This window comes from Caballeronia sp. AZ1_KS37 (assembly GCF_023631165.1).
Lineage (GTDB): Bacteria > Pseudomonadota > Gammaproteobacteria > Burkholderiales > Burkholderiaceae > Caballeronia > Caballeronia zhejiangensis.
This window is the reverse complement of record NZ_JALQDP010000043.1, coordinates 30,526-43,966: the sequence shown is the minus strand read 5'-3', so window position 1 is coordinate 43,966 and position 13,441 is coordinate 30,526. Positions and strand designations below refer to the sequence as shown.

Sequence of the window (13,441 nt, the reverse complement as noted above, 5' to 3'; positions counted from 1 at the left end):
CGGCTAGCGAGACCAAAATGACGTTCAAGACGATTGTCGTTCGACTCGATACAGGCAGCCACGCGGCGAACCGGCTCGATGCCGCCGTCGGGCTGGCCGAGCGCTTCGATGCTTACCTGCGCGGCGTGTACTCGGAATTCACCCTCGATCCGCGCTTCTACTATCAGGCGGACAGTGTGCACCGCTATGACATTTCGCTCATGGAGGTGTGCCGCGAGCGGCGTGAACGCACCAAACACTTGTTCCGCGAACGACTTGCTGCAACGAAGCTCGCGCACGACTGGGTCGCGAGTGAAATGACCGGAGGGCCTTCGATCATCCACTATGCTCGATGCGCCGATCTCACAATTGTCGGACAGCATGACCCCAACGAATCCGACGCCTACCTTGCCGACCGTTTTCCCGAAAGCACGATCATGGGCGCGGGCGGCCCGGTCCTGGTTTGGCCGCGCGAAAACGCGTCGAGTCCGCTGGATGGAACTGCGGTTATCGCGTGGGACGGCAGTCGGGAAGCCGCGCGCGCCGCTTTCGATGCGCTTGCGTTTTTGCGGCGCGCGCGGCGCGTGGACATCGTATCTGTCCGTGCTGACAAACGTCCTTCGCTCGGGGACGGACTAGCCGCGTCGGACCTTGCACGGAGCCTGATCAGGCATTCGGTGCATGTGAATGTCGTCGAAGTCTCTGTCCTTCGGGAGGCCGACGTCGAGACGGCGTTGATGTCCTACCTGAGTTCTGCAAGCGCGCGACTGCTCGTCATGGGCGCCTTCCATCACGGCCGTGTGCGCGAAACGCTCCTCGGCGGCTTCACCCGGGCCGCACTGCAAGAGGCGGTTCTGCCGGTCGTGATGTCGAACTGATCGGGAACAGACCGTGAACTGAGGGCAACTGAGCGGTCCTATCCGGCGCGCTCAACGAAGCAGATCGGCAAGCGTCAGCTGGATCGGCGCGCTGCTCGGACCCGACTCGGCGAGCTTGCGCGCCGCGGCGAACAAAAAATGCTCCGGGTCGGCCATGAAGAGATTCTTCATGCTGGCTTCGTCGATATGCCTGACCTGCAGCATGTCCCTAAACACGCAGGCATCGACGCGAAAAGCCTGCTGCGATCCGTGCAGGCGACCGGTGAATTCAACGCAGTCCGTGTAGACGCGCAAGGGTACATCGAGCGTGAGTTCTTGAATCATGGCTTCGCTCCTCCCCCAGTCTTCGATTCGCACGGCGTGCGAGCACGCCGCCGTGCTCGCACACGTTCAGATACTCGGCATGATCGGATACGGGATGGTATGGTCTTCCACGCGCTTTACCCCGGGAATGCCTTCCGACGCAATGCGCATGGCGTCGAGCTGATCGCTCGACCAGACAGTACCCCACAAATGCACCACGCCGTCGCGCACCACGACGTTGCGGCCGGGTAAAGCCCAGCCTCGCCCCACGAGTTCGCCCATGAGCATCGCGCGAATCTCCGCATCGTTTGCGCCGGGGGTACGACCGTCCACAGGCGCGGATGCCAGCGCCTGCACGAGATTCGAGCGGCTCACGATGCCGATGAGGCGCCCGTCTCGCAATACCGGAACACGTTTGATGTGGCGGCTCTCGAGAACGGACGCGATGTTTGCAAGCGAGGCATCCTCGTTCACGCAAATGGGTTCGCGCGTCATGATTTCGCCGACCGTGCGCGCATGCGACTTGATATAGTCTCCAGCGCCTCGGTCGGTACCGAGCATCTCGAGCCACCAGGATTGGCGGCCTTGCGTCTTCTCGGTGTCGATTTCCTCGCGATGAAGCAAGTCGCCTTCGCTGACCATGCCGATTACACGCCGGTTTGCGTCGACGACCGGTGCGGCGCTGATGCGATGCTGCATCAGCAACCGGGCCAGTTCATGCACCGTGGTTTCGGGCGTCACGGAAACGACGGTAGTGGTCATTACATCGCGTGCTTGCATCATGGTCTCCAGGCGGTTCGGATATCGGAGCAGGAAAAAAAACAACTCGTCTAGTGCGTGTCCACGATACCGCGCACGCCTTTTACCCCGTTGACATGCATCAATGGCTTGCAACGTAGTCGAACGGGCGCGGCGCCCCGATACTGGAATAGCGCAGCCTTGACTCGCATCAAGTTCGCCGCGCCGATTCGGAGAGACGATCTGCGTCAATCAAATGCCGACGAGACAAAGCAATGCCCGCCCTCACGCCCGAAACGTCGGATTGCAGCAAAATCAAGCCGCATCTTAATGACGATCCCGAGGTCGCGCGCCGCATACAGAAGTTGATCGATAGCCCGAGCTACGTCCAGGCGGACCAGGACGCGGAGTTCCTGCAACGCCCGGAGATGTGCGGCTTGCGGCTTCAACTCGACTACTGGAAGGCCGAAGCGCTATTGAAAGGTCACGCAGTCGACCACACCATCGTCGTCTACGGCAGCACGCGCATCGCGTCCAATAGCCGCTACTATGCGATCGCGCGTGCGCTCGGCGAGATCGTCGGCCGCGCGCCAGCGACCGCGACGCTGCCAAAGCTCACCGTCGTGACAGGCGGCGGCCCAGGCATCATGGAAGCCGCCAATCGCGGTGCGTTCGAATCGGGGCACGCCAGCGTCGGTCTGAACATCACCCTGCCGCACGTGCAGTATCCGAACCCGTACATCACGCCGGAGCTGTGCCTGCGCTTTCACTACTTCGCGATCCGCAAGCTGCATCTTCTGGAACGCGCGATGGCAGCCGTGTTCTTTCCCGGCGGATTCGGGACCTGCGACGAGCTTTTCGAAGTGCTGACGCTCTTGCAGACGGGCAAGATCCGGCCTCTGCCGGTTGTGCTGGTGGGCGAGGCGTTCTGGCGCAAGGCGGTGAACTTCGATTTCCTCTTGCAGGAAGGACTTGTGTCCGCGGCGGATCTCGCGTTGTTCAGCTTTGCGGAATCGGCGGCGCAGACTTGGGAAACCGTCAACCGCTGGTATGAATCGGCTCGTTAGGCGTCTGCGTCTGCAACGGCATCGATTCAGACGCAAGTTGCCCATTGGCCTGCTGAGAGGCGTCCCTTGCCATCAGCTGCCGCAAGGTCTCGTGATCGACGACCTCCCGTGCCAGCAGCAGGCGGGCGAGCTTTTCGAGTAACGGCTTTTCGTCCCTCAGCGTGCGCAGCACCCGCTCGTGCGCTTCCGCCAGCATGCGCCTCACCTCCGCATCGATCAATTCGGCGGTGCGGTCGCTGTAGCGCAGCGGATGACGCGGCATCGAGCCGGGTCCGGAAAGCGTCTCGTCGTCGCTGAACGTCGCGAGACCCAGCGCCGGGCTCATCCCGCAACGCACGATCATATGGCGCGCGAGTGCCGTGGCCTGGTCGAGGTCATTCTGCGCGCCCGTCGAAACGTCTCCGAACATAATCTCCTCGGCCACGCGGCCGCCGAGCGCCGCATCCAGTCGATCGAGCAATTCGCTCTCGCGCAACACGTAGCGATCCTCCGTCGGCACCTGTTGCGTATAGCCCAGCGCCGCGACGCCGCGCGGAATGATCGACACTTTCTTGACGGGATCGCAATGCGGCCGAGACTGCGCAACCAGCGCGTGCCCCGCCTCGTGAAAGGCGATAGTCAGCTTTTCACGCTCGTTCATGACGCGGCTCTTTCGCTGCATGCCCGCCATCGCGCGGTCGATGGCTTCGTCGAAGTCTGCCATTTCAACGGCGGCCTTCTCCAGCTCGGCCGCGTGAAGGGTGGCCTCGTTGACGACATTGGCGAGGTCAGCGCCAGCGAAACCGGGTGTGCGCGCGGCCAGTTCGGCGAGGTCCACATCGCCCGCAAGCTTGACTTGCCTGACATGTACCTGGAGGATCTGCCGTCTGCCATTGATGTCGGGCCGATCGATTGCAATATGCCGGTCGAAGCGGCCCGGCCGCAACAGTGCGGGATCGAGAATCTCCGGCCGGTTCGTCGCCGCCAGCAGGATCACGCCCGAGTTCGGCTCGAAGCCGTCCATCTCCACGAGCAATTGATTGAGCGTCTGCTCGCGCTCGTCGTTGCCGGCAACCACGCTCGCGCCGCGAACTTTGCCGAGCGCATCGAGCTCGTCGATGAACACGATGCACGGCGCGAGTTGCTTCGCGCGCTCGAAGAGGTCGCGCACGCGGGCCGCGCCGACGCCCACGAACATCTCGACGAAGGCTGACCCGCTGATCGACAAGAAGGGGACCTTGGCCTCGCCCGCCACCGCCTTTGCCAGAAGCGTCTTGCCCGTGCCCGGCGCACCGACGATCAGCACGCCCTTGGGAATTTTCCCGCCCAGCCGGCGGTAGCGCTCCGGGCTGCGAAGAAACTGAACGATCTGCTGCAATTCGGCCTTCGCTTCGTCAATGCCCGCGATGTCGTCGAACGTGACGCTGCTCTGCTGTTGTTCATAGAGGGATGCTCCGCTCTTGCCGACCCCGCTCAGGTCTTTCAGTCCGCCCACTCCCTTGAAGGCGTAGCGCCCGAAAAGGTAAAACGCCAGCAGCGGAAGCATCCACCCCAGCAAGCCGATGGGCCACGCGCGGTCGGCGACGCCGGTGTAGCGGACGTCGGTCGCCCCGAGTTGCGTGGCGAGCGCTTCGTCACCGATACGCACCGTCGAAAAACGGTAAGGCGCACCTTGGCTGCGCAGCGCCAAAGCGTCGGCCTCGGGTAACCGGGCGAGCGCTTCCGGTGAGCGGATCGTGCCATTGATTTGCGTCGGGCTGATCTCGAGGTTGTCGACCTGTCCGGCGCGCAGCAGCGTCTGGAAGTCGCTGTAAGCGATCTCGCGGGCGCGCGTGTTGAAGAACGCGAGATCGCTCAGCAACAGCACGAGAAAGCCGTAGAGGCCAATCATCAGAATTGCCTTCGATAGCTCGAAAGGCCGCTTCTTCATGGTCCATCTCCTCCGTTGGCGAACGCGTCGAAAGAGCATGCCGCACTGAGCTCCAAGTGCTTCTGATGTAAATCAAGGCAACGAAACACCAGCGATAACCGCATTTCGCTGACCTGGATCAAGCCGATAACTGGCCGATGAGGTTTGAATAGCGGCAACCGTCCTCGTCCAAGAGCATTCGACATGATGTCTTCGATCCATCCCTGGGTACGCGGCGAGGGCCGCACCGAAGTGTGCTTCCGTTACATCAGGAAGCGCAGTCCGCGTCGTGCCTACGACGTATATGTTGCGCTCCGCGAAGACCCTCGCCTTGGCGAAATCGATATTCGACATGCAGCTTGCATGCTCGACGACATGCCGTCCTTCACATCGGGATTCCTCTCCGTCTCGCGGCTGCGCGAGATTTCGGGATTGATTGGGCTCATCGAGCGCGTGATGAGTCGCGACCGCTCTCGCGTGCAAGCCGGTGCGCTCGTCTTCGGCGGACATGTGTCGTTTCCGTTCCAGCGACGCACCGAGCTTGCATCAGCGAGGACGCGGCCTCGACTGGACGAGCGCCGCCGCTATCCGTCTCGCAAGCACTCGGGGGCGATCGGTGGATCCTTCGGCGAACTCGCGCAAGCCGTGCGGCACGCACCGCCGCGCTCTGAACGCTATCGCCGGCACGCGTGAAGAGCGTACCGTGCGGGATTGTGCCAAGCCTCGATTCGACGCAAACCGAACGACCGGGAGACTCATCGTGAGCCTTTGCAGTCCGCCGCAGTTGAAACTTTACAGAGAGAACGCAAATGACTGACACCCTTCTGCTTCCCTATGAACCCCTGCCCGAGGCTCGACCGTCCGCCGCGAGCGGCGAAGCCGTCGATGTCATCGAGCTTGCCGATCCCAACATCGACGCAGGCGCCCCGCTCATGACAGCACTGTCGCGCCGTCGAAGCCAGCGCACCTTTAATGAGGAAGCGCTTTCGGCAGAAGTTTTGGGCGAATTGCTGTGGGCCGCCAACGGAATCAATCGCCCCGAGACGGGCGGGCGCACCGCGCCGTCGGCACACGCGTTCAACGAGATTGACGTGTACGCCGCGCTGCCCGGTGGCGTCTATCGCTACGATCCGCAAGGGCACCGGCTCATGCTCAAGCACGCCGTCGACGCTCGCAACCTCACGGGTTACCAGGATTTCGTCGGGGCGGCGCCGCTCGACCTCGTCTATGTAGTCCAGATGTCGCGCCTCTTGCAGATTCCACCTCAGTTGCGACAGGCGTGCGCGGCCGTCGCAGCCGGATGCATTTCGCAGAACGTGTCGCTCTACTGCGCATCGGCCGGGCTGGCCACGGTGGTGCGCGGCTGGATCAATCATCGCGTGCTTGCTGATGCCTTGCGGCTGAACGAGGACGAGGTGCCGATTCTCGCGCAGACTGTCGGCAAGCCTGCGATCCGATGAGGATCGCGGCTGCCGAACTACTATGTCGCGCGGCGCTTACATAGCGGCCGCGCGCGTTACAGAAAGTTGGCGCACGCTTCACACGAGACTCGCAAGCATGCTAAGCGCCCTCCGTCTTCTCGTCTTTTTCACCGTCCTCTCAGTCGGAGCCCCTTATGCAGCCCAGACCGAGTCTCATGTGGTAATTCTTGTCTACCACCGCTTCAGCGATCACGTCGCCGACTCCATGACCGTGCGCACAGAGACATTTGAAGCCCAATTGCGCTTATTGAAGGAATACGGTTATCAGATCGTACCGCTGCGCGCGGTGCTCGTCTGGCTCGAGGAGCCCTCCGCCGTGCTGCCCGCCAGAGTCGCGGTGCTGACTGCCGACGATGGACATCGATCGGTCTACGACGTGCTCTTCCCGATTGCCCGCAAGGAAAGGTTGCCGGTGACGCTTTTTGTCTATCCGTCAGCCATCTCCAATGCGGACTATGCTTTGTCCTGGGAGCAAGTGCGCGCGCTCGCGCAATCGGGTTTGTTCGATATCCAGTCGCACACTTACTGGCATCCGAACTTTAGGCACGAACGTGAGCGGCGCAGACCGTCTGACTACGTGCGCTTCGTGAGACAGCAGTTGGAGATGTCCCGTCAACGCATTGAGGCTCACACCCGACAACCCGTGGACCTGCTCGCGTGGCCCTTTGGCATTTACGATGACCAGTTGATGGCGCTCGCATCGCAGGAAAGGTACATTGCCGCTTTCTCGCTCGACGCGCGGCCCGTGCGCCGTGGCGATTCGCGACTTGCTCTGCCGCGCTTCATGATCGTCGAAGCGACCGGCACAAAGGGGTTTGCACGGCTGATCTCCAATACCGCCGCGGGCAAGCGGCCATGATGCGCATGGCTCCGGCTTTCATGACGCGGCTGCGCATGAGCACGTTGCTCGTTTCGATATCGGGATTCGTGGCAATCAGCTCCGGTGGTTTCGCGTGGGCGCTCACTGGCAACGTCATCGACGCACGTACGCACGCACCGATTGCAGGCGCGACCGTGGTGGCGTCAAATGAGTCGTCGCTCAGCGACGTGAATGGCGACTTTGCGCTCCATAGCTCATCGACTCGGATCTCTGCTCGCGCGCCCGGATATCGTCGCGCCGACGCCGAGGCCAGCGGCAACGGTCCGGTCACGCTGGCGCTCGCGCCATTCCGTCCGAAAGCCGTCTACCTTTCCGCGTATGGTATCAACAGCGAATCCCTACGCAGACCGGCCCTGGCACTCGCTCGCAGCACCGTCATCAATGCATTGGTCATCGATGTAAAGGACGATCGCGGCTTGTCGCCCTACCGCAGTGCCGCGCGAGAGGCGATCGGCGCGACGTCGCGCGCGATGGTGCATCTGCCCGACTTCAAGCGTTTTTCCGCGCGACTCGCTGAACTTCGGGGTACCGGTCTATACCTGATCGCACGCATTGTGGTCTTCAAGGATGACCCACTCGCCGATGCTCATCCTAACTGGGCCGTACGAGATGCATCTGGCAGACCCTGGCGCGACCGAGAAGGACTGCAATGGACTGACCCGTTCTCGCACGACGTATGGCGGCACAATCTGGACATTGCGGAAGAGGCCGCACGGCTCGGCTTCGATGAAATCCAGTTCGACTACGTGCGCTTCCCGGATGCCAGCGGCTTACGGTTTGCGCAATCGAACTCACGATCGAACCGTACTGCTGCGATCGTCGGGTTTCTGAGTGCTGCGCGCGAGCGGCTCACCCCTTATAACGTCTTCGTGTCCGCCGACATCTTCGGCTATGTCTGCTGGAATCTGGACGACACCTCAATCGGCCAGGAGATCAACACGCTCGGGCAATCCGTCGACTACATCTCACCGATGCTCTACCCTTCGGGATTTACCTGGGGCCTGCCCGGTTGCGTGAACCCTGTTGCCGATCCGGCGCAGATTGTCAGACGCTCGCTCGCGGAGGCCAAGCAACGAACCGGGTTACCGGGCGTGCGATTCCGACCCTGGCTTCAGGCGTTTCGCGACTACGCCTTCGATCATCGGGAATTCGGCGCGCAGGCCATCCGTGCGCAGGTTCAGGCCGCCGAGGCGGCCGACACGGACGGGTGGATGCTCTGGAACCCGAGAAACCGTTACGACCCGGCCGAATTGCCCCGCTGAACATTCTTCAACGCCCGCTCTTCGACTCGGCGCTCGGCGTGATTTCTTCATGCTGGTCGCGCACCAGCATCAAGGGAATCTTGGCGAGGCTGGCTACCCGGTTGGCCACACTGCCGAAGAACGCGCGCGCCACGCCACGCCTGCCGTGCGTGCCCATCACTATAAGATCGGCATTCCAGCGTTCGGCGTCGCGCAGCAGCGCATGCGAGACATCGTCTGCGCTGATGTCGGTGCTGACAAGATTGGCCGAAACACGGGCCCGCGTCACATTGCGCAGTGATTCGAGGCGCTGCGCCGCCTCTGAAATGGCCAACTCGCCTTCCTTGACAAAGGCGTCTTCGAGCAGCGTCATCGGCACAAAATCGCTGTAGCGCACCGCGCGATCGACGACATAGACCACGCGTATCGCTGTCTCGGGCGTTGCAAGCAAAGCACCTATGCCCACGGCAGCACACGACATCGGACTGCCGTCGACCGCAAACAAAATGCGCTGAAAGCCCGGCTCGCGCGGACTTTCGTATCCGTCCGGTACGACGACCATCGCACAGGGCGCGAGCTGGCTGAGCCTGTCTGTCACGGACGGATCGAGCCACCTCACCAGGCCATGATGCTGCCGGGTGCCAAGAATCATCAGGTCTGCGTGAGCGGCTTTGGCCATCCCGGCGAGCGCATGCGCGACATCGCCCTTTTCTTTGGCAAGATCGATCACGTGCCCCCGCACGGCGGCAGCCGTGTTTGCAAGCGCACTGCTGGACTCGGTGATCGCGCGTTGCGCGTCGTCCAGCAATTCCCTACGCGCAACGCTCAGATCCAGACCCGAGAGCGCCGCGTGCGGCGCGAGCGGCCGCGGATCCAGCGCCACAGCGGCGATGGTCAGTTCGACGCCGTGCTGCGCGAATCGCCGGGCAAACCTGGCGGCGCAGTGCGATGCGTCGGAAGAATCGACGCATAACACGATGCGTCTGAAGCCGCTTATCTGCGGCAGCACGTCTGTATCGGTTTCCATGGCTCCTCCCGTCGCGCTCTGCGCAGATCCATCACGCTAGCCTAACGTTCGGCCCTTTTGGAGCCCATGACTCAGATCAATCAAGCCGGCACATTCGGCTCGATGCGGGAATTTGATCGGAGTCAAATCCGATCAGCTCAACGCGAGTACTTTCACGCTCATGAAACCCTTCGGAGATATCGTGCGACTCACGTTTCTTGGCGCGGCCGAAACAGTCACTGGCTCCAAATACTTGCTGGAGCATGAGGGTAAGCGCATCCTCGTCGACTGCGGCCTGTTTCAGGGCACAAAGAACCTTCGTCTGCTGAATTGGGCAAGCCCAGCGTTCCCGGTCGATTCGCTAAACGCGATCATCCTCACGCACGCCCATCTCGACCATTCGGGCTATCTGCCCGTGCTCGCACGCGCGGGATACCGCGGACCCGTCTACTGCACGCCCGGCACCAGCGATCTGTGCGAAATTCTGCTGCTCGACAGCGCGAAGCTTCAGGAAGAGGAAGCGTCATTCGCGACGCGCCATGGGTTCTCCAAGCACCACCCTGCTTTGCCGCTCTACACGCTCAAGAATGCGCAGGACGCGCTCCGGCTGCTCGTGCCGCGTGCCTTCAACGTGACGACAGAGCTTGGCCCCAACGCGGCATTTCGGCTCCTGCCCGCTGGACATATTCTTGGCGCGGCGAGTGTCGAGTTGCGGATCGGCGGCCAGACGCTGCTCTTTTCGGGCGACATCGGCCGGCCTTGCGATCCGCTCATGCGCGCGCCTCAAGCTCCTCCGCGCGCGGATGTGCTCGTCGTCGAGTCGACCTATGGAGACCGTCTTCATGCGACGGTCGACCCGCTGGATGAAATCGCTGCCGTGTTCGCCGATACGTTCCGCCGTGCGGGCGTGGTGATCATTCCTTGCTTCGCGGTTGGACGTGCGCAGATGCTCCTTCATTTCATCGCTTCACTCCGGGAAACCGGTCGCATTGCGCGCGTGCCGGTGTTCCTGGACAGCCCCATGGCCACAAACGTGACGGAGACCTACGTTCGCCACGCCAGCGACCACCGTCTTACGCGTTCGCAACTGGAGGCGATCGAGCACGTCGCCACGATCGTGCGCAGCGTGGACGAGTCGAAAGCCGTCTGCGCGCGCAAGGGGCCCATGGTCGTCGTTGCCGGCAGCGGCATGGCGACGGGAGGCCGCGTTCTGCATCATCTCAAGGTCTTCGCCCCGGATGACCGCAACACGATCCTGCTCGTTGGCTATCAGGCGGCTGGGACACGTGGCGCTGCCCTCGCGGCAAATGCGCCCACGATCAAGATCTTCGGCGAATATGTTCCGGTTCGTGCGCGCGTCGCCTCCCTTGACTCGATGTCGGCCCATGCCGACTATGCCGAATTGCTGGACTGGTTGCGCGGCATGCCCGAGGCGCCGAGCCGCACCTTCATTACACATGGCGAACCAACTGCGGCAGACGCGCTCAGGCGCCGGATCGAAGAGACGCTGCACTGGTCCTGCTCGGTACCAGTCTACAAGCAGAGCACGGAGTTGTGAGACTGTCGCCGTGGCGGGTCGTCTCCGGTTACGAAACCGGCCGAATCTGGTGAATTTCCTCCGATGTTCCGCGCCGCTCTTCTCGTTTGCGCGCCTTGCACGCGGAACTCGCTCGCCATTCGAAGCTCCGGCCTTATCAAGTGAACTCAAGGTTGTCGACCACTGCTGTCACGCCGCGCGTCGCCCACGCCGCACCCCGGGCAGCATCGCGCTCTGACGCGCTGTCGACCTTGCCGGTGAGCGTCACGGTCCCGTCTTCCACCTTGATGTTGATGTGTTTGGCCTCGCGCTCGGCATGACGTTTGAGCGCGCGAGAGATCGCTTCGCCAATATCTGCGGCGGCACGGTCCGCGCGCACACAAATCACATTCGTTACGCCGGTTACCCCTCGCATATGGGCTATTCCACGGGTAAGGAGATGGCTTTGGTACGCCCAATCGACATCTCCACGCAATGTGACATGGCCCTTTTCTACTTGCACCGATACCGCGCCCGCGGGCAGCCCCGCTGTCCAGCGCAGCAAGGTGTCGACCGCGCCTGCGATGTCCGCGTCATTTCGCACCTCGTGATGAGGCAGCCGGACCTCCATCTCGACCACCACCGCGCGCACGCCGGCCACGCGACGTGCGGCGTCCTCTGCCGCGAGCTTCTCGGCGTAGCTCGCAGGATGCCCCGATAGCGTGATGATGCCGTTCGCGACCTCTACGCCAATGTGGGTCGCGACCACTCCCGGCGTCCATTCGAGCTCTTCTTCCACGTCCTGCTTGATCTTCCAGTCCTCTTTCATGAGTCGCACCTCCATGCTTCGATCACTGGCGCGCGAAGGCCGCGCGCCTGCCCTAGACGTCAGTTGATTTGCAGACGCTTTTGGTCCGCGGGTGCCTTCTTTGGCAGCGTCAGCGTCAGGATGCCATCCTGATACAGTGCACTCGCGCCGGCTTCATCGATCTCGCTGCCCAGTGAGAAGGTGCGGCTCACTTCGCCGGCATAGCGCTCACGGCGAATCACGCGCTCGCCTTCCTTCACTTCCTTATTGCGCTCGGACTTGGCATGGATCGACACAGTACTACGGTCGAGTTTGACGTCGATGTCCTTCTTCTCGACGCCGGGCAGTTCGGCCTTCACTTGATAGGACGCGTCCGTTTCGCTCACGTCGATCTTGACCTGGCCCAGGGGCGACTCCTCGAGCGAGAGACCGCGTAGTGGGCGGAATAGTCCCTGGAACATCTCGGATACGGGTTCGATGGAAAAGGGATCGAAACGGGTCAGATTGCTCATGACAATCTCCTTGAGAGCACAGCTGAAAAATGAGACGACCGGTCGCTGACGATCGGCCCGTGTTTGGACTCCACATCGTTGATGGAGTACCGGACCACTGTAACTTTCTTGCCCTTGACCCGATTGACCTGAGTCAAGCAAAGTTGGGCAAGGGGCGACGATCATGCGTTCTGAATGGCTTCGAGCGGCCGACGACGCGACAGCAGAACCGGCACTTCCGTCAGTTGGGTCACGCGCCCGGACACGGTGCCGAGCATCCACCGCGCAACGCCGCGCTGCCCGTGGGTGCCCATGAGGATCGCATCGGCTTTCCAGCGCGCAGCTTCCCGGACGATCGCATGCGCGACATCGTCCCCGACCTCCTCGGTGGGCACAAGCGCCGCGTCGAACGTGAAGTCTTGCGCGCTCCAGCACTGCGAAAAAATGCTGCGCGCCTTGGCCAATGCCAACTGCCCTTCGTCACGAAACGCTTCCTGAAGCGACGCGCGTGACGCGGTGTCCGTTCCTCTCACCGATCGATCCACCACGTAAATCGCTTTCACGAGCGCCCCAGGCTCGGCAATCCTGAACCCTGCTCGCAACGACTCCAACGAACCGGGGCTACCGTCGACAGCGCACAGAAGTCGGCTGGGGCGCGTGATTAGATTGCGTGGGTGCTTCTCAGGCAGCACCAGCATCGAGCAATGGGCCGTGCCCGGCGCCTCTCGCGCCGCGCGCTCGGTCCACTGTAGGATGGAAAGGTGCTGGCGTGCGCCGAGCACCACGAGGTCCGCTCGCCACGACTGCGCGGCATTTGTGAGCGCGTGAGCCGCATCGCCCCCGCCCTCGAACAGATCGGCGATATGCACGTCGACGTCGATGCCCGCGTTCTTCAGGCAGGCCAGCCCGCGGCTCACGCTGGCCTCGACGCCGCGCTGCAAGTGCGCATGTGCGGCGCTCAGATTGAAGAACGCGAGCGGCGCGTGCGGAATCATCGCGCGCGCGTTTTCGAGCAATCCGACAATGCGCACTTTCGTGTCCGCGTCGGCGAGTGAGACGATCAGCGCGGCGGCATCGGCCCAGTCTTCGGTCGAATCGATGCATAGCATGACGCGTCCGAAGGACGCACGTGGCTTGCGCGAAGTTGGTGTGTTGCTCATACGAT

The 13,441-nt window shown here is 62.4% G+C and carries 14 protein-coding genes; 7 read left to right on the top strand and 7 right to left on the bottom strand.

The window, feature by feature from the left end; all coding sequences use genetic code 11:
• Positions 1 to 17 precede the first annotated feature (17 nt).
• On the top strand, positions 18 to 857 hold the full coding sequence (locus tag NCS00_RS29310; RefSeq protein ID WP_250441737.1) for a universal stress protein: 840 nt from the start codon (positions 18 to 20) through the stop codon (positions 855 to 857).
• A gap of 51 nt (positions 858 to 908) precedes the next feature.
• Here the strand turns inward: NCS00_RS29310 and NCS00_RS29305 are convergent, their stop codons facing one another.
• Both NCS00_RS29305 and NCS00_RS29300 read right to left on the bottom strand, forming a co-directional pair.
• Positions 909 to 1,181: a hypothetical protein gene (locus NCS00_RS29305; protein WP_250441736.1), complete on the bottom strand. Its 273-nt coding sequence runs from the start codon at positions 1,179 to 1,181 to the stop codon at positions 909 to 911.
• 66 nt (positions 1,182 to 1,247) lie between these two features.
• Positions 1,248 to 1,940, bottom strand: coding sequence for a CBS domain-containing protein (locus NCS00_RS29300; protein WP_250441734.1), 693 nt, complete (start codon positions 1,938 to 1,940; stop codon positions 1,248 to 1,250).
• Positions 1,941 to 2,173: 233 nt separating this feature from the next.
• Between NCS00_RS29300 and NCS00_RS29295 the strand changes: the two genes are divergently transcribed.
• The gene (locus NCS00_RS29295) at positions 2,174 to 2,965 is read left to right on the top strand and encodes an LOG family protein (protein WP_250441732.1); all 792 of its coding nucleotides are present in this window, start codon (positions 2,174 to 2,176) and stop codon (positions 2,963 to 2,965) included.
• Here the strand turns inward: NCS00_RS29295 and ftsH are convergent.
• The gene (gene ftsH / locus NCS00_RS29290; protein WP_250441730.1) at positions 2,937 to 4,874 is read right to left on the bottom strand and encodes an ATP-dependent zinc metalloprotease FtsH; all 1,938 of its coding nucleotides are present in this window, start codon (positions 4,872 to 4,874) and stop codon (positions 2,937 to 2,939) included. The genes NCS00_RS29295 and ftsH overlap by 29 nt on opposite strands.
• A gap of 342 nt (positions 4,875 to 5,216) precedes the next feature.
• Between ftsH and NCS00_RS29285 the strand changes: the two genes are divergently transcribed.
• The 4 genes from NCS00_RS29285 to NCS00_RS29270 all read left to right on the top strand — a co-directional run bounded on the left by NCS00_RS29285 (position 5,217) and on the right by NCS00_RS29270 (position 8,476).
• Entirely contained in the window at positions 5,217 to 5,546 is a 330-nt protein-coding gene (locus NCS00_RS29285) for a hypothetical protein (RefSeq protein WP_250441728.1), read from the top strand.
• 116 nt (positions 5,547 to 5,662) lie between these two features.
• The gene (locus NCS00_RS29280; protein ID WP_250441727.1) at positions 5,663 to 6,313 is read left to right on the top strand and encodes a SagB/ThcOx family dehydrogenase; all 651 of its coding nucleotides are present in this window, start codon (positions 5,663 to 5,665) and stop codon (positions 6,311 to 6,313) included.
• A gap of 178 nt (positions 6,314 to 6,491) precedes the next feature.
• Positions 6,492 to 7,193, top strand: coding sequence for a polysaccharide deacetylase family protein (locus NCS00_RS29275; RefSeq protein WP_250441726.1), 702 nt, complete (start codon positions 6,492 to 6,494; stop codon positions 7,191 to 7,193).
• Positions 7,194 to 7,228: 35 nt separating this feature from the next.
• On the top strand, positions 7,229 to 8,476 hold the full coding sequence (locus NCS00_RS29270; protein WP_250441723.1) for a putative glycoside hydrolase: 1,248 nt from the start codon (positions 7,229 to 7,231) through the stop codon (positions 8,474 to 8,476).
• A gap of 7 nt (positions 8,477 to 8,483) precedes the next feature.
• Here the strand turns inward: NCS00_RS29270 and NCS00_RS29265 are convergent, their stop codons facing one another.
• Entirely contained in the window at positions 8,484 to 9,482 is a 999-nt protein-coding gene (locus NCS00_RS29265; protein WP_250441716.1) for a universal stress protein, read from the bottom strand.
• Positions 9,483 to 9,663: 181 nt separating this feature from the next.
• Between NCS00_RS29265 and NCS00_RS29260 the strand changes: the two genes are divergently transcribed.
• Positions 9,664 to 11,019, top strand: a complete 1,356-nt coding sequence (locus NCS00_RS29260; RefSeq protein ID WP_250442067.1) for an MBL fold metallo-hydrolase RNA specificity domain-containing protein — start codon at positions 9,664 to 9,666, stop codon at positions 11,017 to 11,019.
• 136 nt (positions 11,020 to 11,155) lie between these two features.
• Here the strand turns inward: NCS00_RS29260 and NCS00_RS29255 are convergent, their stop codons facing one another.
• From NCS00_RS29255 to NCS00_RS29245, 3 genes are all read right to left on the bottom strand, one after another.
• Complete coding sequence (locus NCS00_RS29255) at positions 11,156 to 11,806, bottom strand: BON domain-containing protein (protein WP_250441712.1); 651 nt, start codon at positions 11,804 to 11,806, stop codon at positions 11,156 to 11,158.
• 59 nt (positions 11,807 to 11,865) lie between these two features.
• Positions 11,866 to 12,297, bottom strand: a complete 432-nt coding sequence (locus tag NCS00_RS29250; RefSeq protein ID WP_250441711.1) for an Hsp20/alpha crystallin family protein — start codon at positions 12,295 to 12,297, stop codon at positions 11,866 to 11,868.
• Between the two features lie 161 nt (positions 12,298 to 12,458).
• Positions 12,459 to 13,385, bottom strand: coding sequence for a universal stress protein (locus tag NCS00_RS29245; protein ID WP_250441709.1), 927 nt, complete (start codon positions 13,383 to 13,385; stop codon positions 12,459 to 12,461).
• Between the last annotated feature and the right edge of the window lie 56 nt (positions 13,386 to 13,441).